Raw genomic sequence first — 21,785 nt, 5'->3', positions numbered from 1 at the left:
GGCGTCAGTAGTCAGCGGGCACTTCGGTCTCCACCCAGTGCAGGAACTGCTTGTCCGCCCGCGAGAGGCTCTTCGCCTGCTGCGCCGAGTAGCCCTGCGGCACGTACTGCTGGAAGTCGGGGTCCTCGGCGATGGCGTTCGGGAAGAACAGCTGCGAGCCGTTCGCGGTGTAGTTCTCGATCATCGACTGGCCCCTGGGACTCGTGAGGAAGCCGACGTAGGCCATCGCGGCCTGGTAGTTCACGTCGGAGTACCTGGCCGGGTTCACCGCCATCACGCCGTACGGGTTCTTCAGGATGACCGGCCCGTCCTTGAGCGGCCCCTGCACGTGGATGACGAGACCGATCTCGTCCTTCATCGAGAGGTACGTCCCCCGGTCGGCCAGCGTGTACGCGCCGGTCTGGTTGGCCTGGACGAGGGTGTCGCCCATCCCCTTGCCGATCTCGCGATACCACTGTCCGCTCGGGTCGACGCCCGCCTCGTCCCAGACGATGAGCTCCTTCTTGTTCGTCCCGGAGTCGTCGCCCCGCGAGACGAAGGTCGTCCCTTCATCGGCGATGGTCGAGAACGCCTTCGTCGCGCTGCCCATCCCGTTGATGCCCGCCGGGTCGTCCTCGGGACCGACGACGACGAAGTCGTTGAACATGACGTCGCGGCGGTTCACGCCGAACCCGTCCCGCATGAACTCGTCCTCGGCGTTCCGCGCGTGGACGAGGATGACGTCGGCGTCGCCGTCGCGCGCCGTCCGGAGGCTCGCGCCGGTCCCCTTCGGTATCGTCTTGACCGTCACCCCGTAGTTCCGCTCGAAGACGGGGTTGAGCTTGCCGAGCAGTCCCGTGTCGTACGTGCTCGTCGTCGTCGCCAGGACCAGTTCGCCGTCGCCGATCTTGCCCGAACCCTGATCTCCGTTCCCCTGGTTCGTCGTCTGATCCTGATTGCCGGTCTGCTGCCCCACGCACCCGGCGACGCCAACGACCGAGCCTGCCACAGCCGCTCGGATGAACTGGCGTCGTTGTATCGTCATGGAAACATCGATGGAATGGAGAGTATTAACTGTTGGCATCGCAGCACGACGGCGGGCTCGCGGCCCGGTGAGCCGGTCGCCCGTGGAACGGTTCCGGTGGGACTCGTCGGGACCGACGGGGACCGGGGCGAGAACGGTGCTCCACCAGCGCGTACCGGTCGGTCGACGCGGGACGGACGGCGGCAGAAGCAGCGGCGGTCAGTCGCCCGTGAGTTCGTCGAGGCGCTCGGCACCGGAGCGGGTACCCTTCGCCAGCAGCACGTCGCCCGCCTCGACGTCTGTCTCCGGGCCCGGCGAGACGACCCAGTCGGCCGGCGGGCGACGGACCGCGATGACCCGCATCCCCGTCTCGGTCTCGACCCGCTCCTCGCCCAGCGTCGTCCCGTCGAACTCGCTGCCCGGCGCGACGGGGACGCGGACGAACACCTCGTCGCTCTCCTGGACGGCGTGTTCGACCACCGGATGGGTGCCGAGACCGCTCAGGACGCCCTCGCTGATCTCCAGCGCCGCGTCGCTGATGACCTCCGTGCTGTTGGCGAGGTGGACGAGACCGCGGAGCGAGACGGGGTCGTCGACTCGCGCCGCCGCCTGGAGCGTCCACGCCTCGAAGCGCGACTGCAGCGCGTCGACTTCGGCTTCGAGTTCGACCACCTCCTCGGCGACGTCCTCGCTGTCGAAGAGGACGCTCCCGTAGGCCAGGTCGACGGCGAGTTCGCTCATGTTCTTCATCAGGACGATCGAGTCGACGGCGCGTTCGAGGTCGTCGTCGCCGCCCGTCGGCGGTTCCGGCGGTTCGTAGGCGTCGCCGGTGGCGTCCTCGTACACCGTCGCGATGCCCTCGTCCGGGCCGCGCAGCAGCAGTCGGTCGTCCGCCAGGATTTCCGTGTCCTCGTCGGGGTCGAGTATCCAGTCGCCACCGCGGTGGATGGCGATGACCCGGACGCCGGTCTCCGTTTCGAGGTTGAGGTCGCCGAGCGTCTCCCCGTCGAGCGACGAGTCCCCGGCGACCGACGCGCGCACGAGCGTCTCGACCGCCTCGGGGAGCGACGCCCGCATCGCCTCCGGGAGCCGGATGTCCTCGAGCACGACCTTGGCGATGTCGCCGGCCGCGTTGCTGATCTTCTCGGCGGCCCCGACGACGCCGAGCACCGGCGCGAGCTCCTCGGCGTCCTCCGGGCTCCGGGCCGCCATCAGGAGGCTCATGCGGGCCTGCAGCTCCAGGACGTCCATCCGGTGTTCGAGGTCGACCACCTCGGACGCGATGTCGTCGCTCCCGTTGAGCACCGCGGAGAACGAGAGGTCGATGAGCAGTTCCGCGGTGTCTTTCATCTCCGCGAGCACTTCCTTCACGCTCCGGGGTTCGTACTCCACGTCGCTCGCGGGGTCCATAGGCCCGGGTTGGTCGGCATCTCGTAAAAACGTTCGTGGGGTGAGCGACGCGACCAGCGACGGTACAGTCGCGGAATCGCGGGCGTTCGGCCCGTCCGCGGCGCGTCGACGACGAACGGTAATCCTTTTCGGGGATGGCAATCAATCACCAGGGTATGTCAGACGAGGTCAAGAAAGGACTGGAGGGCGTGGTTGTCGCGGAGTCGGCGCTCAGTCATATCGATGGTGACGAGGGTGAACTCGTGTATCGCGGGTACGCCATCGAAGACCTCGCGCGCGAGGCAAGCTACGAGGAGGTCCTGTACCTCCTCTGGCACGGTGAGCTCCCGGACCGCGACGAGCTCGACGCGTTCAGCGAGGCGATGAGTGCCGAGCGCGACGTCGACGACGGCGTCATGGACGCGGTCCGCGAACTCGCCGCGGCCGACGCCAACCCCATGTCCGCGCTGGCCACCACCGTCTCGATGCTCTCGGCGTACGACCCCGACGACGCCGAGACGGACCCGGACGACCACGAGGCCAATCTCCGCAAGGGACGGCGCATCACCGTCAAGGTCCCGACCATCCTGGCGGCCTTCAGTCGCCTCCGCGACGGCGACGACCCCGTCGAACCCCGGGAGGACCTCGGACACGCCGAGAACTTCCTCTACATGCTCAACGACGAGGAGCCGGACGACGTGCTCGCGGAGACGTTCGACATGGCCCTGGTGCTGCACGCCGACCACGGCCTGAACGCCTCGACGTTCTCCTCGATGGTCACGTCCAGCACGCTCTCGGACGTCCACAGCGCGGTCACGAGCGCCATCGGGACGCTCGCCGGTCCGCTGCACGGTGGCGCGAACGCCAACGTCATGCGCATGCTGAAGGAGGTCGACGAGAGCGACGCCGAACCCGTCGAGTGGGTGCAGAACGCCCTCGACCGCGGCGAGCGCGTCATGGGCTTCGGCCACCGCGTCTACAACGTCAAGGACCCGCGCGCCAAAATCCTCGGCGAGAAGAGCGAGGAACTCGGCGAGGCAGCCGGCGACACCAAGTGGTACGAGATGTCCGCCGCCATCGAGGAGTTCATGCAGGAGGAGAAAGGCCTCGCGCCGAACGTCGACTTCTACTCCGCCTCCACGTACTACCAGATGGGCATCCCCATCGACATCTACACCCCGATCTTCGCGATGAGTCGCGTCGGCGGCTGGGTCGGCCACGTCCTCGAACAGTACGACGACAACCGCCTCATCCGCCCGCGGGCCAAGTACGTCGGCCCCCGGAACCAGGAGTTCGTCCCGATAGACGAGCGCTAGCTCAGAGCTTCGATTCCGCTTCTTCGACCGATTCCGCCGTCAGGGTCTCGTAGTCCGTCTCGCCGACACGGTCGAACTGCATCTTGCCGATGGAGGAGTCGCCGACGACCCGAACGACGGTGTCGACGTCGTTCGCCTCCATGACCTCCTTCGCCTCGCCGATTCGTTCCGCCGCCTCCTGGGACACCGGCTGGAACCCCGACATGTCGTTGACGATGTCGAACCCGGGGTCGAGTTCCTCGACCGCCGCGATCGCCTCCTCGGCGGCGTCGCTCGCCTCGTCCTCGTCCATCTTGCCGTCGAGAGTCAGGTAGAGTCGATTCTTCACCGTGTTCGCTCGAACCTCGTACATCGACCTGTGGTTCCCGACAGACAACTATGAATTTTTACTATAATTTATAGATAGTTATGGGGTGAACACATACGATAGCAACTGACAAACACGGCGGCAGACGGTGGACGGCACCCGGTAGGGGCGTGTAAGACAGATGGAAATCTACGCGTACCCGGAAGTGACGCGCCCGGTCACGCGCTGCAAGACTCGCGTCGTACGGCTGTCAGACGCCGGCGTCTGACGGAGGGCAGACGCGTCGAGCATCGCACTCCCGTACAGCGGTTTTACTTTCGCTCCGCCCCCCGTGGGTTTAAGGCATTCCGGTCGATGAGTTCGGATGCGGTCACACGCTCCGCGCTCCCCCCTTCTTTCCCCCCTTCGACGGCCGACGAGCGGTCAGTCCGCCGGGCTCGACGCCACGTCGGCCGCCCGTTCGAACAGGCCGTTGTTCGACGTGTAGTAGTAGTACGTCCCCATGCCGACCGCGCCGATCACGTTCGAGACGGTGACGGCCCAGAAGACGGCGTGAGCACCGAAGTCGAGTAGCGCGACACCGGCCGCGGCGACCGGCAGTCGGACGCCCCAGTACTTGAGCAGGTCCGCGACCATGGTCGTCCTGGTGCGACGAGCGCCGTTGAACCCGGCGTTGAACAGGTACATCGCGCCGATGCCCCAGTAGCCGAAGACCAGTATCTGCAGGTAGTCGACAGTGTACGCGAGCCCCTGCTGGGTCATGTCGGGAACGAAGACGCTCGTCAGCAGACCGGGGACGAACCACTGGACGACCCCGACGAGCGACAGTCCACCGGCAGCGATGCCCGCGCCCAGCCACGTCGCACGGCTCGCGCGAGCCGGCTTGTCGGCGCCGACGTTCTGGCCCACGACGCTCTGGGCGGCCTGCGCGAGTCCGCTCGCGGGGATGAACGCGATGCTGGCGATGCGTCCGCCGACGTTGTACGCGGCGAGCGCGGCCGACCCGCCCGCGGCCGCCGCGATGGCGATCATCAGGACGCGGGCCGACTGGGAGGCGGCGTGCTGGCCCGACCGCGGGAGGCCGATGGCGACGAGTTCGCGGGCGTCGTCGAGTCGGAACGTCGCCGCCGACCGGGTGAGGGTGTAACCGTCGCGCCCGCGGAGGAACATCGCGAACGCGAGGCCGAATCCGGAGGCGTACCCGACGACGGTGGCGAGGGCGGCCCCCCGGATTGCCAACCCCTCGAAGCCCGGAATCCCGTAGCCGAAGATGAGCACCGGGTCGAGGACGACGTTGACGACGACGGCCGTGACGTTGATGTACAGCGCGGCGCGGGAGTCGCCCCAGCCGACGAAGCCCATCTCGATGGCGTCGCTCGACGCCATGAGGGGGAACCCAAGCGCGTACGTCGCGAGGTACGTGGTCGCCAGTTCCGCGACGGAGGGCTCGACCCCGAACAGCGCGACGACGTCGGCCGCGAGGAGCCAGACGAGAACGGTGAGCGCGACGCCGATGCCGAACGAGAGGACGATGCCGTGGAACGCCGCCCGGCGTGCCCCCGCGGGGTCCTCGGCACCGACGCGCTGGGAGACGAGCACCTGCGTCGCTATCGTGATGCCGACGAAGGCGGCCAGCAGGAGGGCGGTGATGGGGAAGTTCAGGCCGACCGCCGCGACCGAGTCCTCGCCGAGCCGTCCGAGCCAGAAGGTGTCGATGACCTGCTGGCCGACCTGCACGAGGTTCTGGGCGACGAGCGGGGCGGCGAGGACCAGCAGCGCCCGGGTCAGCGAACCGTCAGTGATTTCATCACGTGACACGTCGAGCATGTATTTTGCCTTCTATTCGAGCATAAAATTCCGATAGTATTTATAGGTGTGGTAGTGGAAGTCACTGCGCTCACAGCGTGCGCGGCCGCTGCACCCCAGCAATCCCGCGTTCGAACGGTCGCGACTACCCAGCCGCCACGCTACGTCGGCCTCCTGGCCGCAGAATCACGACCGTCGGCACCGCTCGTCGGTACCGCCGAACGCCGACAAGGGTCGCCGGCTACAGGGTCACCGGCTACTCCGTCCGCTGGTCGGCCTCCGTCCGCTGGTCGGCCTCCGTCCGCTGGTCGGCCTCCGTCCGCTCTTCGGTGGCGCGCTGCGCCCGTCTCGTGTCCCGACGGCTCGACCGGAACATCCTGTAGCCGATGTAGACGTGGTAGAGGCCGGCGAGACCGACGAGGAGGTAGACGAGGTAGCTCACCGTGTCGTCGATACCCGGCTGGAAGATGGTCTCGCTCGCCACCTCGACCGGGTTGGTCTCGTCACCCATGAGACCGGTGGCGCCGATGACGCCCCAGTTGAGGGCACCGACGACGACCAGCAGCACGGCGAGCCAGTCCCATCCGTTCGTGTTCATGAGTCAAGGAAGGACGCTGCGCTCCTTTGTTATGTGCTGGTTACAGGACGGAATCGTCACGATACCTGCCGGCGGTCGACGACACCGGTCGACCGTCGGACGGCGCTCACAGCACGGCGTCAGGGAGCGCCGGCGAGTAGTCGCGATTACTCCTCGGGCCGCCGACGAGCGGTCGCCGCCGGACGGTCCGGCGCTGTACCCTCGACCTGCGCGACCGGCAACCGTACCGCGTCCCGACCCCGCAGTCGCCAGCGGTGCCGGCGTCGAGCCGCGACCGCCGACCCGAGGGCGAGAAAACCGAACGAACGTCCACTCCCGCCCTCGAACACCGTATCCTTTTGTCGTCGCACCCCCAACGTCCGCCAATGAGTCGCCGCCGGAAACCCGACTGGCTGAAGACGCAGCCACCCGCCGGGAAGGAGTTCACGGACATCAAGCAGACGCTGCGGGACCACGACCTCCACACGGTCTGCGAGGAGGCGAACTGCCCGAACCTGGGGGAGTGCTGGAGCGGGCGGAATCGCGCGTCGTCGGGCAGCGGGGACGCCGGCGGCACGGCGACGTTCATGCTGATGGGCGACCACTGCACCCGCAACTGCAGTTTCTGCGACGTGGCGACCGGCGGCGGCCAGCCGCTCGACCCGGACGAACCGGCGAACGTGGCGAGCGCCGTCGCCGAGATCGGTCTGGACTACGTCGTCCTGACGTCGGTCGACCGCGACGACCTGGAGGGCCAGGGCGCCGCCCACTTCGCCCGGACCATCCGGGAGATAAAGGAGCGCGACCCCGGCATCCTCGTCGAGGTGCTCATCCCGGACTTCCAGGGCGACGCGGAGCTGATACGGAAGATCATCGACGCGGAGCCGGACGTCATCGCGCACAACGTCGAGACGGTCGAACGCCTCCAGCAGCCGGTCCGCGACCCGCGAGCGGGCTACGAGCAGAGCCTCGCGGTGCTCGAACAGGTCGAGCGCGAGTCGGACATCTACACGAAGACGAGCCTGATGCTCGGCGTCGGCGAGTACGACCACGAGGTGTACCAGACGCTGTCGGACCTCCGGGAGATCGACGTGGACATCGTCACGCTCGGACAGTACCTCCAACCCTCCCGCGACCACCTCGACGTCGAGTCGTACGTCCACCCCTCGAAGTTCGAGACGTGGCGGGCGGTCGCCGAGGAGGAACTCTCCTTTCTCTACTGCGCCAGCGGCCCGATGGTCCGCTCGTCGTACAAGGCGGGCGAACTGTTCGTGGACGCCGTCATCCGGGACGGCAAGTCGGTGGAACAGGCGCGGCGAGAGGCACGAGGCGGCGTAGCCGCCTCGGACTGAGCGAGCGGGGAGCACAGCGACCCGCGAGCCGCGGGCAACGCAGTTGCCTCGGACTGAGCGAGCGGGGAGCGCACGATAGTTTCGTCACGCCAACGTGAACCGAAAGGAACGCCCTGAGCGTTGTACGGTGAGAACGCACCGACAGTTCCAGGGCCGATACGGGCACCGAAGTTTAAACACTGAATTTCTGTGAGCGTACAAAATACAAACCAGGTAAAATCCAGCGACAGCAGTTCCCTATGGGAAGTTAATTACGAAAACCCTATAACCAGAGGCAGAGATTGCCTATACATGTCAGGATGGGTTCGACCGTGAGCATCGTACACCAAGACCCCCGTGAACGCGTACAGGTACTCGACGAGGACGGTTCGGTGCTGGACGATGCGGAGGTCCCGGACCTCTCCGACGAGGAACTCGTGGAGATGTACAGGGACATGCGGCTGGCCCGCCACTTCGACGAGCGGGCGGTCAGCCTGCAGCGCCAGGGCCGGATGGGGACGTACCCGCCGCTGTCGGGCCAGGAGGGCGCCCAGGTAGGCAGCGTCTACGCCCTGGACGACGACGACTGGATGTTCCCCAGCTACCGCGAGCACGCGGCGGCGGTCGTCCGCGGCCTCTCGCTGAAGCAGACGCTGCTGTACTGGATGGGCCACGAGGAGGGCAACGCCATCCCGGACGACGCCAACATCTTCACCGTCGCGGTGCCCATCGCCACCCAGATCCCCCACACGACGGGGGCGGCGTGGGCGTCGAAGCTGAAGGGAGAGGAGAACGCATTCCTCTGTTACTTCGGCGACGGCGCGACCAGCGAGGGCGACTTCCACGAGGGACTCAACTTCGCCGGCGTGTTCGACACCCCGTCGGTGTTCTTCTGCAACAACAACCAGTGGGCGATCTCCGTACCGCGGGAGCGCCAGACGGCCAGCGAGACCATCGCCCAGAAGGCCCAGGCGTACGGCTTCGAGGGCGTCCAGGTCGACGGCATGGACCCGCTCGCGGTGTACAAGGTGACCCGCGACGCCGTCGAGAAGGCGAAGAACCCGGGCGACGACGAACTGCGCCCGACGCTCATCGAGGCGGTCCAGTACCGCTTCGGCGCGCACACGACGGCCGACGACCCGTCCGTCTACCGCGAGGAGGAGGAGGTCGAGCGCTGGAAGCAGAAGGACCCCATCCCGCGCCTGGAGTCGTTCCTCCGGAACACGGGCCGGCTCGACGACGAGGGCGTCGAAGCCATCGGCAACGAGGTCGAACAGCGCGTCGCCGACGCCATCGACGCGGCGGAGGCCGTCGAACGCCCCGAGCCCGAGGAGATGTTCGCGAGCGTCTACGAGGGCATGCCCAAGCGCCTCGAGGAACAGCTCGAGTGGTTCGAGCGGATCCGAGAGCAGTACGGCGACGAAGCACTTCTGGAGGACTAACCAATGAGTCAGGCTGAAACCACGCAGGAAACGGAGAATCTCACGCTCGTTCAGGCGGTTCGCGACGGACTGTACACCGAGATGAAGCAGGACGAGGACGTCGTCGTCATGGGCGAGGACGTCGGCAAGAACGGCGGCGTCTTCCGCGCCACCGAGGGCCTCTACGAGGAGTTCGGCGAGGACCGCGTCATCGACACGCCGCTCGCCGAGTCCGGCATCGTCGGGACCGCCATCGGGATGGCGGCCTACGGCCTCAAGCCCGTCCCCGAGATGCAGTTCTCCGGGTTCATGTACCCGGCGTACGACCAGATCGTCTCCCACGCGGCCCGGCTGCGCACCCGGAGCCGCGGGCGGTTCACCTGCCCGATGGTCGTCCGCGCGCCGTACGGCGGCGGCATCCGCGCGCCCGAGCACCACTCCGAGTCGATGGAGGCGATGTACGCCCACCAGCCCGGGCTGAAGGTGGTCATGCCGAGCACGCCCTACGACACGAAGGGACTGCTCACCAGCGCCATCCGCGACCCCGACCCGGTCATCTTCCTCGAACCGAAGCTCATCTACCGCGCGTTCCGCGAGGAGGTTCCCGAGGAGTCCTACGAGGTCCCCATCGGCGAGGCCAAGGTCCGCAGCGAAGGGTCGGACATCTCGGTGTTCACGTGGGGCGCGATGGTGCGCCCGACGATGGAGGCCGCCGAGGACCTCGAAGGCGAGATCGACGTCGAGGTCGTCGACCTCCGGACCGTCTCGCCGCTCGACGACGAGACCATCGTCGAGTCGTTCAAGAAGACCGGCCGCGCGGCGGTCGTCCACGAGGCACCGAAGACCGGCGGCCTCGCCGGCGAGATCGCCGCGACCATCCAGGAGGAGGCACTGCTGTACCAGGAGGCGCCCGTCGAGCGCATCACCGGCTTCGACACGCCGTTCCCGCTGTACAGCCTCGAGGACTACTACCTGCCCGAACCGGCTCGCATCAAGGAAGGCATCCGCGACGCGGTGGGATTCTGACATGGTACGAGAGTTCAAGCTTCCCGACGTCGGCGAGGGCGTCGCCGAGGGCGAACTCGTCAGCTGGCAGGTCGAACCCGGCGACGAGGTCAGCGAGGACCAGCCCGTCGCCGAGGTCGAGACGGACAAGGCCATCGTCGAGGTTCCCTCGCCGGTCAACGGTACCGTCCGCGAACTGCTCGCCGAGGAGGGCGAGGTCGTCCCCGTCGGCGACGTCATCATCACCTTCAACGTCGAGGGTGAGGACGAACTGTCCGAAACGGCGGACACGGCGGAGACCGAGAGCGCCGGGAGCGACGAGCCGACCGAGTCCCAGGAGGCGGTCGCCGAGGAGCCGGAAGTGTCCGGCGAAGCCGAGGCCAGCGAGGAGACGGAGACGCCCGAGGGGCGCGTGTTCGCCGCGCCGAGCGCTCGGCGCGTCGCCCGCGAACTCGGCGTCGACATCGCCGCGGTCGAGGGCACCGGCCCGAGCGGTCGCGTGACCGAGCGCGACGTGCGCGCCGCGGCCGAGGAAGACGAGGAGCCGATCGAGCCGACCGGCGGCGGTGCCAACAGCGGCCCCGACGTCGAGTCGACGGAACCGGAGACCGGGGAGGAGCCGGTCGAACCGCTGGGCGGTGGCGCCAACAGCGGCCCGGACACGTCGTCGGTCGAGCCCGCCGACCGCGACCGCACGCTGGCCGCGCCCGCGACCCGACGCCTCGCCGAGGAGGAGGGCGTCGACCTCGACGCCGTGCCGGCGGTCGAACAGCGCGACGGCGAGGCGTTCGTCACGCCCGAGGCCGTGATGGAGTACGCCGAAGCGCAGCAGGCGGCCCAGCAGGCCGACGCCGCGGCGGTCGCGACGGGCGAGACCGGCCCGCGCGAGGAGCGGGTCCCCTACAAGGGCATCCGCAAGACCATCGGCGAGCAGATGGAGCAGTCGAAGTACACCGCGCCGCACGTCACCCACCACGACACCATCGACGTGACGAAGCTGGTGGAGACGCGAGAGGAGCTGAAGGCGGTCGCCGAGGAGCGCGGCATCCACCTCACCTACATGCCCTTCATCATGAAGGCCATCGTGGCGGCGCTGAAGGAGTTCCCCTACCTCAACTCCACGCTCGACGAGGAGAACGAGGAGATCGTCCTCAAGAACTACTACAACATCGGCGTCGCGGTCGGCACCGACCACGGACTGATGGTGCCCGTCGTCGACGACGTCGACCAGAAGGACATGCTCCAGGTCGCCTCGGAGATGAACGAGAAGGTCCAGAAGGCACGCGACCGCACCATCGCCGTCGACGAGATGCAGGGCGGGACCTTCTCCATCACGAACTTCGGCGCCATCGGCGGCGAGTACGCCACGCCCATCATCAACTACCCCGAGGTCGCCATCCTCGGTCTGGGCGAACTGAAACAGCGGCCGACAGTGGTCGACGGCGAGGTGGAGGCGCGCTACACGCTCCCCATCTCGCTGTCCATCGACCACCGCGTCATCGACGGCGCGGTCGCCGCCGAGTTCGCCAACACGGTGCTGAAGTACCTGAACGAACCGAAGCTGCTGCTACTCGAATAACATGGTCGTCGGAGACATATCAACTGGAACGGACGTGCTGGTCGTCGGCGCGGGACCGGGCGGCTACGTCGCCGCCATCCGCGCGGGTCAGCTCGACCTGGACGTGACGCTGGTGGAAAAGGACGCCTACGGCGGGACCTGCCTGAACTACGGCTGCATCCCCTCGAAGGCGATGATAACCGCGACCGGGCTAGCCCACGACGCGAACAACGCGGAGGAGATGGGCATCTACACGAAGCTCGACGTGAACGTCGCGGAGATGGTCGAGTGGAAGGACGGCGTCGTCGACCAGCTCACCGGCGGCGTCGAGAAGCTCTGCAAGGCCAACGGCGTGACGCTGATGGAGGGCCGCGCCGAGTTCGCCGACGAGAACTCCGCGCGCGTCGTCCACGGCGGCGAGGGCCAGGGCGCGGAGACGGTCGAGTTCGAGCACGCCATCGTCGCCACGGGCTCCCGGCCCATCCAGGTGCCGGGCTTCGACTTCGGCGACGACCCCGTGCTGAACTCGCGGCAGGCGCTCGCGCTCGAGGAGGCGCCCGAGAGCCTCGTCATCGTCGGCGCGGGCTACATCGGCATGGAGCTGGCGGGCGTGTTCGCCAAGCTCGGCACGGACGTCACCGTCGTCGAGATGCTCGACTCCGTGCTGCCGGGCTACGAGGACGACCTCGCCCGCCCGGTGAAGCAGAAGGCCGAGGAACTGGGCGTCGACTTCCACTTCGGCGAGGCCGCGCAGGGCTGGGAGGAGGCCGGCCGCGGCATCACCGTCACGACCGAGAACGAGGACGGCGAGGTCTCGGAGTTCGGCGCGGAGAAGGTGCTCGTGGCGGTCGGCCGCGAGCCCGTCACGGACACGCTCAAACTGGAGAACGCCGGCATCGAGACCGACGACGCCGGCTTCATCGAGACCGACGACCGCGCGCGCACCGAGGTCGACCACATCTACGCCATCGGCGACGTGGCCGGCGAGCCGATGCTCGCGCACAAGGCGAGCACGGAGGGGCAGGTCGCCGCAGAGGTCATCGCGGGCGAGCCCGCGGCCATCGACTACCAGGCCATGCCCGCCGCCGTGTTCACCGAACCGGAGATCGGGACGGTCGGCATGACCGAGGCGGAAGCCGAGGAGCAGGGATTCGAGCCGACGGTCGGCCAGTTCCCGTTCCAGGCGAGCGGCCGCGCGCTCACCACCGGCCACGCCGAGGGCTTCGTGCGCGTCGTCGCCGACGAGCCCAGCGGCTTCCTGCTCGGCGCGCAGATCGTCGGCCCCGAGGCGTCCGAACTCGTCGCCGAACTCGGTCTGGCCATCGAGATGGGCGCGACGCTGGAGGACGTGGCCGCCACGGTCCACACCCATCCGACGCTGTCGGAGGCGGTCATGGAGTCCGCCGAGAACGCGCTCGGCCACGCCATCCACACGCTGAACCGATAGGCGCGCGTGCTGAACCGCTGACTCGCGGCCGCTTTTCTGTAGTTTGGCTGCCACGTACTCCCGGGCAGCCATATCTGTCACACCCGACGGTCTTTTCACGACCACTGTGGAAGGAACGAGCAGATGAAAGCAGTCACGCTCGGGCCGGCGGGGACCTACTCGCACCGCGCCGCCAGCTCGGTCGCCGACGAGGTAGCGTTCCGCGAGTCGGTCACGGCCATCGTCGAGGCGGTCGTGGACGGCGAGTTCCAGCGCGGGGTCGTCCCCATCGAGAACAGCATCGAGGGCAGCGTCACCGAGACGCTGGACGCGCTCACCGAACACGACGTTGCGGTCGTCAGGGAGCTCGTGACGCCCATCCGGCACGCGCTGATGGCCCAGTCGGCGGACTTCGACGTCGTCGCCAGCCACGCGCAGGCGCTCGCGCAGTGCCGGTCGTACCTCGAAGACGAGTACCCCGACGTCGACAGCGAGGCGGTCGCGAGCACCGCCCGCGGGGTCGAGCGGGCGCGGGAGGACCCCTCGGTCGCCGCCATCGCCCACCCCGACAGCGCGGAGGTGTTGACGGTGCTCGCCGAGGACATCCAGGACCGCAACTCGAACGAGACGCGCTTCTTCGTCCTCGCGCCGGCCGAGGAGCGCACGGAGGCCGGCGGGAAGTCCTCGCTCGTCATCTACCCGAACGCGAACTACCCCGGCCTGCTGCTGGAACTGCTCGAACCGTTCGCCGACCGCGCCGTGAACCTGACGCGCCTGGAGTCGCGACCCAGCGGCGAGCGACTCGGCGACTACGTCTTCCACGTCGACCTCGAGGCGGGGCTGTACGAGGACCGCGCCAGGGAGGCCGTCGAGGTCGTCGAGGAGATCGCCGAGAACGGCTGGGTCCGCCGGCTCGGCTCCTACGACACGGAACACGTCATGTTCTCCGACTCGGGCTGAAGTTCGGTCCTCGACGCGCCGGCGACGTCGGTCTCCGATGCTCGACGCGACGTGCAGCCGAACCGCACCACTATTCTATTTAAAACCTCGGCCGGCCAACCAGTTCGGCAGAGTTTAACATGCTATAGATTCGCACGAAATCCGGTCTCCCCGAACGCAGTCGCCGGGTTTTCCGCTCCGAGCTCCGTCCGCTACTCGTCACCGACCACCGCCCTGAAGAAAACTTTTATATAGAAGCACAATCATACTCGACACTGTACTATGAGTCAGCGTATGCAAGGCCAGCCGATGATCGTAATGTCGGAGGACTCCCAGCGCGTCAAGGACAAGGACGCGCAGGAGCACAACATCACGGCGGCCCGCGCAGTCGCGGACGCCGTTCGGTCCACGCTCGGCCCGAAAGGGATGGACAAGATGCTCGTCGACTCGATGGGCGACGTGACCATCACCAACGACGGCGTGACCATCCTCAAGGAGATGGACATCGACAACCCGACGGCCGAGATGATCATCGAGGTCGCCGAGACCCAGGAGGACGAGGCGGGCGACGGCACCACGACGGCCGTCGCGGTCACCGGCGAACTCCTCAAGAGCGCCGAGGACCTCCTCGAGCAGGACATCCACCCGACGGCGGTCATCAAGGGCTTCCACCTCGCCAGCGAGAAGGCCCGTGAGGAGATCGACGACATCGCCGAGGACATCGACACCGACGACGAGGACCTCCTCCGGAAGGTCGCCGAGACGTCGATGACCGGCAAGGGCGCCGAACTCAACAAGGAGCGCCTGAGCGAGATCATCGTCGACGCGGTCCAACAGGTCACCGTCGAGGACACCGTCGACATGGAGTTCATCAACATCGAGACCCAGACCGGCCACTCCGCCGGCGAGTCCGAGCTCCTCGAGGGAGCCATCGTCGACAAGGACCCCGTCCACGACAACATGCCCAAGTCCGTCGAGGACGCCAATGTCCTCCTCCTCAACGAGGCCATCGAGGTCGAGGAGACGGACGTCGACACCGAGATCTCCATCAACGACCCCGACCAGCTCCAGAACTTCCTCGACCAGGAGGAGAAGCAGCTGAAGGAGAAGGTCGAGCAGATCAAGGAGACGGGCGCGGACGTCGTCTTCTGCCAGAAGGGCATCGACGACATGGCCCAGCACTACCTCGCGAAGGAGGACATCCTGGCCGTCCGCCGCGTCAAGAAGAGCGACGTCCAGTTCCTCCGTGAGGTCCTCGACACGGACATCGTCTCCGACCTCGACAGCGCGACCGAAGACCACGTCGCCACGGGCAACGTCACCCGCGACGAGGACGACGAGATGTTCTACGTCGAGGGCGAGGACTCCCACGGCGTCACCCTCCTCCTGCGCGGCTCCACCGACCACGTCGTCGACGAGCTGGAGCGCGGCGTCACGGACGCGCTCGACGTCGTCGCCCAGACCGTCAGCGACGGCCGCGTCGTCGCCGGCGGCGGTGCCATCGAGGTCGAGCTCGCCAGCCGCCTCCGCGACTACGCCGACGGCGTCGAGGGGCGCGAGCAGCTCGCCGTCGAGGCGTTCGCCGACTCCCTCGAACTCGTCCCGCGCGTGCTCGCCGAGAACGCCGGTCTCGACAGCATCGACACGCTCGTCGACCTGCGCGCGGCCCACGAGGGCGGCGACGTCCGCGCCGGCCTGAACGTCTTCAGCACCGAGGTCGAGGACACCTTCGACGCCGGCGTCGTCGAGCCGGCCCACGCCAAGGAACAGGCCGTCTCCTCTGCCACCGAGGCCGCGAACCTCGTGCTCAAGATCGACGACATCATCTCCGCCGGCGAACTGTCGACCGACAAGGGCGACGACGAGGCCGGCGGCGCTGGCGGCATGGGCGGCATGGGCGGCATGGGCGGCATGGGCGGCGCGATGTAAGCGGACCTTTTGCTGCGCTTGGAACGCGGCTTCGCCGCGTTCCGGCGCTGGCAAAAGCTCCACCAAAAACACCGCGTCACCCCCTCCGGGGTTCCTTGGCCCGCTCGGGCTCCGCCCTCGCGGTACGACTGCCTGCCGCGATTGCACGGCAGCCCAGCCACCCACCGACGCCCGACGCATCGCTCCCGAGCCCAGTTCGGTTCTTCTTTCGCGTCCGACGACCCGACAGCGGCGGCTTCGTCCGACAGCAGCAGCTTCGTCATCGCCCGCATCGCGCAGGCGAGCGGAACATATCAGTGCCCGGCAAACGCTGCGTGATTCGGGGGACTTTAGATACTTTATAGTGCAGGCGGGCGAATCCCAGACGTATGGAGACGCTCCTGCTGAACCAGGACGACGTAGACGTCAACACCCAGATGCCGGAGGTAATCCGGGCCATCGAGGACGCGTTCGCGGCGTACGCTCGCGGCGACGCCCAGATGCCCGCGAAGTCGTACATCGACCTGCCGCAGTACAACGGCGACTTCCGGTCGATGCCCGCCTACCTCGAAGCCGACGACTGGGACGCCGCCGGCATCAAGTGGGTGAACGTCCACCCCGACAACCCCGAGCAGTTCGACCTGCCGACCGTGATGGGGACGATGGTGTACAGCGACCCCGAGACGGCCATCCCGCTGGCCATCATGGACGGCACCGCGCTGACGATGAAGCGCACCGGTGCGGCCGCCGCCGTCGCCACCGACCACCTCGCCGTCGAGGACGCCACGTCGATGGGTATCGTCGGCGCGGGCGTCCAGTCGTACACGCAACTGGAGGCCATCTCGGAGATCCGCCCCATCGAGGAGGTCGTCGTCAGCGACCCCGACGAGGCGGCCGTCGCCGACTTCGTCGACTACTTCGACGACGAGTTCGACGTCCGGGGCGGCACCATCAGCGAGGCGGCGTCCTGCGACGTCCTCTCGACCGTGACGCCCGTCGAGGACCCCATCGTCTCGGCCGCGGACGTCGGCGAGCACACGCACGTCAACGCCATGGGCGCAGACGCGGAGGGCAAGCACGAACTCGCGGACGAACTCCTGCTCGACGCGAAGGTCGTCATCGACGACCACGCCCAGACCACCCACTCCGGCGAGATCAACGTCCCCTACCACGAGGGCACGATGACGGACGACGACATCTACGGCGAGATCGGCGACATCGTCGTCGGCGACGTCGAGGGGCGCACCGACGACGACGGCGTCACCGTCTTCGACAGCACGGGCCTGGCCATCCAGGACGTCGCGGCCGCCCACGTCGTCTACGAGCACGCCGACGAGAACGACAACGGCTATCCCTTCGACCTCGTCGGCGCCCAGCACTGAGCGGGTCGCTCGCTCTGAAGCCTTCCTTTTCAGTCCTCGTCCGTCGGCGCGCGCTGTGCGACCGCGCCCGTCAGCTTCGAGATGAGCCAGACGATGACGATGAACGGCAGTAGTGGAACGAGCAGGATGACGAGACCCAGGAAGTAGAGGACGCCGATGACCGTCATCTCGGCGTCGGGACGCCCGCGGTAGTACGGGGTCACGGTCCGGGCGGCCTTCTTGACCGCGCCGGGTTCGTCGTCGCTCATGCTCACCAGAGCGACGGCCGGAAGGATAAGCGTTCTCGCGGCCGCAACGTCCTCGCTGTCGCAGGACGACGGCAGCAGCCCACCGTTCCCGAGCGTGACATCTCGACCGGCGCGAATTTTTATGACCCGTCGCGTCCAACAGGTTGGCGGGGAGAACCATGGCTCGACGTAGAAACCCATTCGACGAACTCGAGGAGATGTTCGAACGGATGAGCCGGCAGTTCGAGAACTTCGAACAGCAGTTCGGCGAGTCCTCGGAGGGGCTGGGAATCGACCTCGGAACGAACGGGATGTCGCTCGACCTGGCCGACCACGGCGACGAGTACGTCGTCACCGCCGACCTGCCGGGCTTCGAGAAAGACGACATCGACGTCCGACTGCACGACGACCACCTCCACATCGACGCCGAGAGCGAGACGGAGACCGAGGAAGGGGAAGGCGAGTACCTCCGCCGCGAGCGCAGTCAGCGCTCGGTCAGCCGCTCGGTCGCGCTGCCGGAGCCGGTCGACGAGGAGAGCGTCGCCGCGGAGTACCACAACGGCGTCCTGACCGTCACGATGCCGAAGGTGGAGACGAGCGAGGAGTCCCACAGCATCGACATCAGCTAGCGGTCCGGTCGCACCCGACTTTTCGACGGGCGTCGTCCGTTCCGTCCGCAGATTCGCCACTGGCGCTGCGTACGACTACCAGGGTGCCGCGACCACAAGCGGCTTGCCGCCCGGGACGGTAGGCCCGGACATGACGCTCGACGACGGCGACGACGCACCGGCGGTAGCGGCGCAAAACCAGCACGGCGAGACGGTCGAACCCGACTTCGAGGAGCCGACCGTCCTCTACTTCTACCCGCGCGACGACACGCCCGGGTGCACCGTCGAGGCCAAGCAGTTCGACAAGGAGCTAGAGTCGTACCGCGACGCCGACGTCGCGGTGTACGGCGTCTCGACCGACGACGTCGACAGCCACGAGGCGTTCGCCGACAAGTACGACCTCGACTTCGACCTGCTCGCCGACCCGGACGGCGAGGTCGCCGCGGCGTTCGACGTCGACGTCGACGAGGGGTACACCGCCCGGACGACGTTCGTCCTCGCCCACGGCGAGGTGCAGGCGGCCTACGAGGGCGTCGACCCCGACGGCCACGCCCGCGAGGTGCTCGGCGACCTCCTCGACGAGGGACTGGCGTCGCTGGACCCCCAGTAGGAGAGAGGGGTCGGCGACCGCGACGGCCGACGCCCCGTTCCCGGGAAACGACTACTCGCGCACAGACAGACCGGACAGTCAGGTATGGTAGTTCTTTTAATCGCCTGTACGGAATGACCTGTATGGACTACGACCCGCGGGAGATCGAGGAGAAGTGGCAGTCCCGATGGGCCGAGGAGGGGCGCTACGAGGTGGACCCCGACGACGGGGAGGCCACCTTCGTCACGGTCCCCTACCCGTATCCCAGCGGCGGGATGCACATCGGCCACGCCAGGACGTACACCGTGCCGGACGTGTGGGCGCGCTACCGTCGTCTGCAGGGGGACAACGTCCTCTTCCCCATCGCGTGGCACGTCACGGGGACGCCCATCGTCGGCGCCGTCGAGCGCCTGAAAAAGCGCGAAGAGGACCAGCTGTCGGTGCTGCAGGACACCTACAACGTCTCCGACGAGCAGCTGGCGGAGATGGAGACGCCGATGGGCTTCGCCCGCCACTTCATCGAGAACAGCTACCGGAAGAACATGAAGTCGCTGGGGCTGTCCATCGACTGGCGTCGCCAGTTCACCACGAACGACGACCGCTACTCGAAGTTCATCACCTGGCAGTACGAGACGCTGAAGGAGCGCGGCCTGCTGGAGAAGGGCCTGCACCCCGTCAAGTACTGCACCGAGGAGGAGAACCCGGTCACGACCCACGACCTGCTGGAGGGAGAGGAGGCGGAGTTCCAGGAGTACACCCTGGTCAAGTTCCGCACCGGCGACGCGGTCGTGCCGATGGCGACCCTGCGCCCGGAGACGGTCCACGGCGTCACGAACGCCTACATCGACCCCGAGGCCGACTACGTCGAGGCCACGGTCGACGGCGAACGCTGGGTCGTCTCCGAGGCGGCCGCCGAGAAGTTCCGCCTGCAGGAGCGCGACGTCGAGGTGCACGACCGGTTCACGGGCGAGCGCCTCGTCGGCGAGCGCGTCGAGAACCCGGTCACCGGCGACGAGGTGCTGGTGCTGCCGGCCGGCTTCGTCGACGCCGAGAACGCGACGGGCGTCGTGATGTCCGTCCCCGCCCACTCGCCGGACGACTGGATGGCGCTGCAGGAGGCCAAGGCCGACGACGAGCGGATGGAGGCGTACGACATCGACCCCGCCGACGTCGAAGCCATCGAGCCGGTGGCCATCCTGGACGTCGACGAGTACGGCGAGGTCCCCGCCCGCGACGCCGTCGAGGAGCACGGCATCGAATCCAGCGACGACCCCGCGCTGGCAGACGCCACCCAGGAAGTGTACAACCGCGAGTTCCACGGCGGACGACTGGGGGAGATGTACGGCGACTACGCCGGCGAGGTCGTCGAGGACGTCCGCGACGAACTGAAGGCCGACTTCGAGGCCCGCGGGTCGTTCGACTCGATGCAGGAGTTCAGCGAGGAGGTCGTCTGTCGCTGCGGCGGCGACGTCGAGGTGGCGAAACAGGAGACGTGGTTCCTGCGCTACGACGACGCCGAGTGGAAGGAGAAGGCCCACGACGCGGTCGCGCAGCTGGACGCCATCCCGGAGAACACGCGCGAGCAGTACGACCACACCATCGACTGGCTGAACGAGTGGCCGGCCATCCGCAACTACGGCCTGGGCACTCGACTGCCGTGGGACCCCGAGTTCGTCATCGAGCCGCTGTCGGACTCGACGCTGTACATGTCCTACTACACCATCGCCCACCGCATCGACGACGTGCCGGTCGAGGCGCTGGACCGGAACTTCTTCGACACGCTGTTCTTCGGGCCCGAGGAAGTGGAGAACCCGGACGAGACGGCGCTGGACCTGCGCGAGGAGTGGGACTACTGGTACCCCGTCGACTACCGCTGCTCGGGCAACGACCTGATCAGCAACCACCTCACCTTCTACCTGTTCCACCACGCGGAGTTCTTCGAGCAGCCCAACTGGCCGCAGGGCATCACCGTGATGGGCATGGGGCTGCTGGAGGGCGAGAAGATGTCCTCCTCGAAGGGCCACGTCGTCCTGCCCCAGGAGGCCATCCAGAAGTACGGCGCGGACACCGTCCGCTTCTTCCTGCTGAACAGCGCCGAGCCGTGGCAGGACTACGACTGGCGCTCCGAGCAGGTCGAGAGCACCCGCGACCAGCTGGACCGCTTCTGGAACCGCGCGATGGAGATCGTCGACGGGGAGACGCCCGCCGACCCCGACCTGGAGCGCGTCGACCGCTGGCTGCTGTCGAAGCTGCAGGCCACCGTCCGCGAGGCGACCGCGGCGATGGACCGCTTCGAGACGCGGACCGCCAGCCAGGCCGCCTTCTACGCCTTCGAGGAGCACCTGAAGTGGTACCGCAAGCGCGCCGACCTGGACCGACCCGGTGCGCGCTGGACGCTGCAGGAGGTGCTGCGGACGCGCCTGCGCCTGCTGGCCCCGTTCGTCCCGTTCATGGCGACGGAACTGCACGAGCGTCTCACGGGCGACCCCATCGCCGAGGCCGCGTGGCCCGACCCCGACCCCGCGTTCGAGAGCGCGACGACGGAACTGGAGGAGAGCCTCGTCGAGAACCTGACCGAGGACGTGCGCGACATCGTCGACGTGACCGAGACGGACCCCGACACCGTCCGGGTGTACGTCGCCGCCGACTGGAAGCGGACGGTGCTCGACGAGGTCGTGGCAACTGGCCCCGACGTGGGTGCCGTGATGGGTAGCGTGATGCAGAACGAGGAACTGCGCGAGAAGGGCGACGCCGTCAACGACCTCGTGCAGGACCTCGTCGAGGACGTGCGCGAGCGCCCCGACGACGAGGTCGCGGTCCTCTCCGAGGTCGACGAGGTGGCCGTCTACGAGGACGCCGTCGGTTTCCTGGAGCGCGAGTTCGACGCCGACGTCGAGGTCTACCGCGAGGGCGAGGACGTCCCGGACCCGGCGGACAAGGCCCGCCACGCCGTGCCGATGCGACCCGCCGTCCACCTGGAGTAACGCCGTACC

General features: G+C 67.7%; 18 protein-coding genes. 12 read left to right on the top strand and 6 right to left on the bottom strand.

The window, feature by feature from the left end; all coding sequences use genetic code 11:
* Positions 1-4: 4 nt before the first annotated feature.
* Positions 5-1,024: a substrate-binding domain-containing protein gene (locus NKT36_RS09440; RefSeq protein WP_327050801.1), complete on the bottom strand. Its 1,020-nt coding sequence runs from the start codon at positions 1,022-1,024 to the stop codon at positions 5-7.
* Between the two features lie 198 nt (positions 1,025-1,222).
* Positions 1,223-2,413 carry a potassium channel family protein gene (locus NKT36_RS09435; RefSeq protein WP_327050800.1) on the bottom strand — a complete coding sequence of 397 codons (1,191 nt, stop codon included), beginning with the start codon at positions 2,411-2,413 and terminating at the stop codon, positions 1,223-1,225.
* Positions 2,414-2,568: 155 nt separating this feature from the next.
* Between NKT36_RS09435 and citZ the strand changes: the two genes are divergently transcribed.
* Complete coding sequence (gene citZ, locus NKT36_RS09430) at positions 2,569-3,708, top strand: citrate synthase (protein ID WP_327050799.1); 1,140 nt, start codon at positions 2,569-2,571, stop codon at positions 3,706-3,708.
* 1 nt (position 3,709) lies between these two features.
* Here the strand turns inward: citZ and NKT36_RS09425 are convergent, their stop codons facing one another.
* From NKT36_RS09425 to NKT36_RS09415, 3 genes are all read right to left on the bottom strand, one after another.
* Entirely contained in the window at positions 3,710-4,060 is a 351-nt protein-coding gene (locus tag NKT36_RS09425) for a hypothetical protein (protein ID WP_327050798.1), read from the bottom strand.
* A 378-nt stretch (positions 4,061-4,438) separates the two neighbouring features.
* Complete coding sequence (locus NKT36_RS09420; RefSeq protein ID WP_327050797.1) at positions 4,439-5,842, bottom strand: MATE family efflux transporter; 1,404 nt, start codon at positions 5,840-5,842, stop codon at positions 4,439-4,441.
* A 235-nt stretch (positions 5,843-6,077) separates the two neighbouring features.
* Positions 6,078-6,419 carry a DUF378 domain-containing protein gene (locus NKT36_RS09415; RefSeq protein ID WP_327050796.1) on the bottom strand — a complete coding sequence of 114 codons (342 nt, stop codon included), beginning with the start codon at positions 6,417-6,419 and terminating at the stop codon, positions 6,078-6,080.
* 365 nt (positions 6,420-6,784) lie between these two features.
* Between NKT36_RS09415 and lipA the strand changes: the two genes are divergently transcribed.
* The 8 genes from lipA (at position 6,785) to NKT36_RS09375 (ending at position 17,368) form a co-directional block, all read left to right on the top strand.
* Positions 6,785-7,750, top strand: coding sequence for a lipoyl synthase (gene lipA, locus NKT36_RS09410; RefSeq protein WP_327050795.1), 966 nt, complete (start codon positions 6,785-6,787; stop codon positions 7,748-7,750).
* A gap of 299 nt (positions 7,751-8,049) precedes the next feature.
* Entirely contained in the window at positions 8,050-9,171 is a 1,122-nt protein-coding gene (gene pdhA, locus NKT36_RS09405) for a pyruvate dehydrogenase (acetyl-transferring) E1 component subunit alpha (RefSeq protein ID WP_407652166.1), read from the top strand.
* A gap of 3 nt (positions 9,172-9,174) precedes the next feature.
* The gene (locus NKT36_RS09400) at positions 9,175-10,176 is read left to right on the top strand and encodes an alpha-ketoacid dehydrogenase subunit beta (RefSeq protein WP_327050793.1); all 1,002 of its coding nucleotides are present in this window, start codon (positions 9,175-9,177) and stop codon (positions 10,174-10,176) included.
* Between the two features lies 1 nt (position 10,177).
* Complete coding sequence (locus NKT36_RS09395; RefSeq protein ID WP_327050792.1) at positions 10,178-11,734, top strand: 2-oxo acid dehydrogenase subunit E2; 1,557 nt, start codon at positions 10,178-10,180, stop codon at positions 11,732-11,734.
* A 1-nt stretch (position 11,735) separates the two neighbouring features.
* Positions 11,736-13,160, top strand: coding sequence for a dihydrolipoyl dehydrogenase (gene lpdA, locus NKT36_RS09390; protein ID WP_327050791.1), 1,425 nt, complete (start codon positions 11,736-11,738; stop codon positions 13,158-13,160).
* Positions 13,161-13,283: 123 nt separating this feature from the next.
* Positions 13,284-14,099: a prephenate dehydratase gene (pheA, locus tag NKT36_RS09385; RefSeq protein WP_327050790.1), complete on the top strand. Its 816-nt coding sequence runs from the start codon at positions 13,284-13,286 to the stop codon at positions 14,097-14,099.
* 261 nt (positions 14,100-14,360) lie between these two features.
* Positions 14,361-16,007, top strand: a complete 1,647-nt coding sequence (gene thsB / locus NKT36_RS09380) for a thermosome subunit beta (protein ID WP_407652165.1) — start codon at positions 14,361-14,363, stop codon at positions 16,005-16,007.
* Between the two features lie 368 nt (positions 16,008-16,375).
* A complete protein-coding gene (locus NKT36_RS09375) occupies positions 16,376-17,368 on the top strand; it encodes an ornithine cyclodeaminase family protein (protein WP_327050789.1) in 993 nt (330 codons plus the stop codon).
* A 29-nt stretch (positions 17,369-17,397) separates the two neighbouring features.
* Here the strand turns inward: NKT36_RS09375 and NKT36_RS09370 are convergent, their stop codons facing one another.
* The gene (locus NKT36_RS09370; protein WP_327050788.1) at positions 17,398-17,616 is read right to left on the bottom strand and encodes a DUF7535 family protein; all 219 of its coding nucleotides are present in this window, start codon (positions 17,614-17,616) and stop codon (positions 17,398-17,400) included.
* A gap of 158 nt (positions 17,617-17,774) precedes the next feature.
* Here NKT36_RS09370 and NKT36_RS09365 point away from each other — a divergent pair, with 158 nt between their 5' ends.
* The 3 genes from NKT36_RS09365 (at position 17,775) to leuS (ending at position 21,776) form a co-directional block, all read left to right on the top strand.
* Entirely contained in the window at positions 17,775-18,224 is a 450-nt protein-coding gene (locus tag NKT36_RS09365; protein WP_327050787.1) for an Hsp20/alpha crystallin family protein, read from the top strand.
* Between the two features lie 130 nt (positions 18,225-18,354).
* Positions 18,355-18,813 (top strand): peroxiredoxin, encoded by a 459-nt coding sequence (locus tag NKT36_RS09360; protein ID WP_327050786.1) that lies wholly within the window; start codon positions 18,355-18,357, stop codon positions 18,811-18,813.
* Positions 18,814-18,935: 122 nt separating this feature from the next.
* On the top strand, positions 18,936-21,776 hold the full coding sequence (gene leuS, locus NKT36_RS09355; RefSeq protein ID WP_327050785.1) for a leucine--tRNA ligase: 2,841 nt from the start codon (positions 18,936-18,938) through the stop codon (positions 21,774-21,776).
* Positions 21,777-21,785 lie beyond the last annotated feature (9 nt).

The sequence above is a fragment of the Halomicrococcus gelatinilyticus genome, assembly GCA_024227995.1.
GTDB lineage: Archaea > Halobacteriota > Halobacteria > Halobacteriales > Haladaptataceae > Halomicrococcus > Halomicrococcus gelatinilyticus.
The sequence above is the reverse complement of the archived record's forward strand: the minus strand, read 5'-3'. Positions and strand labels throughout refer to the sequence as shown.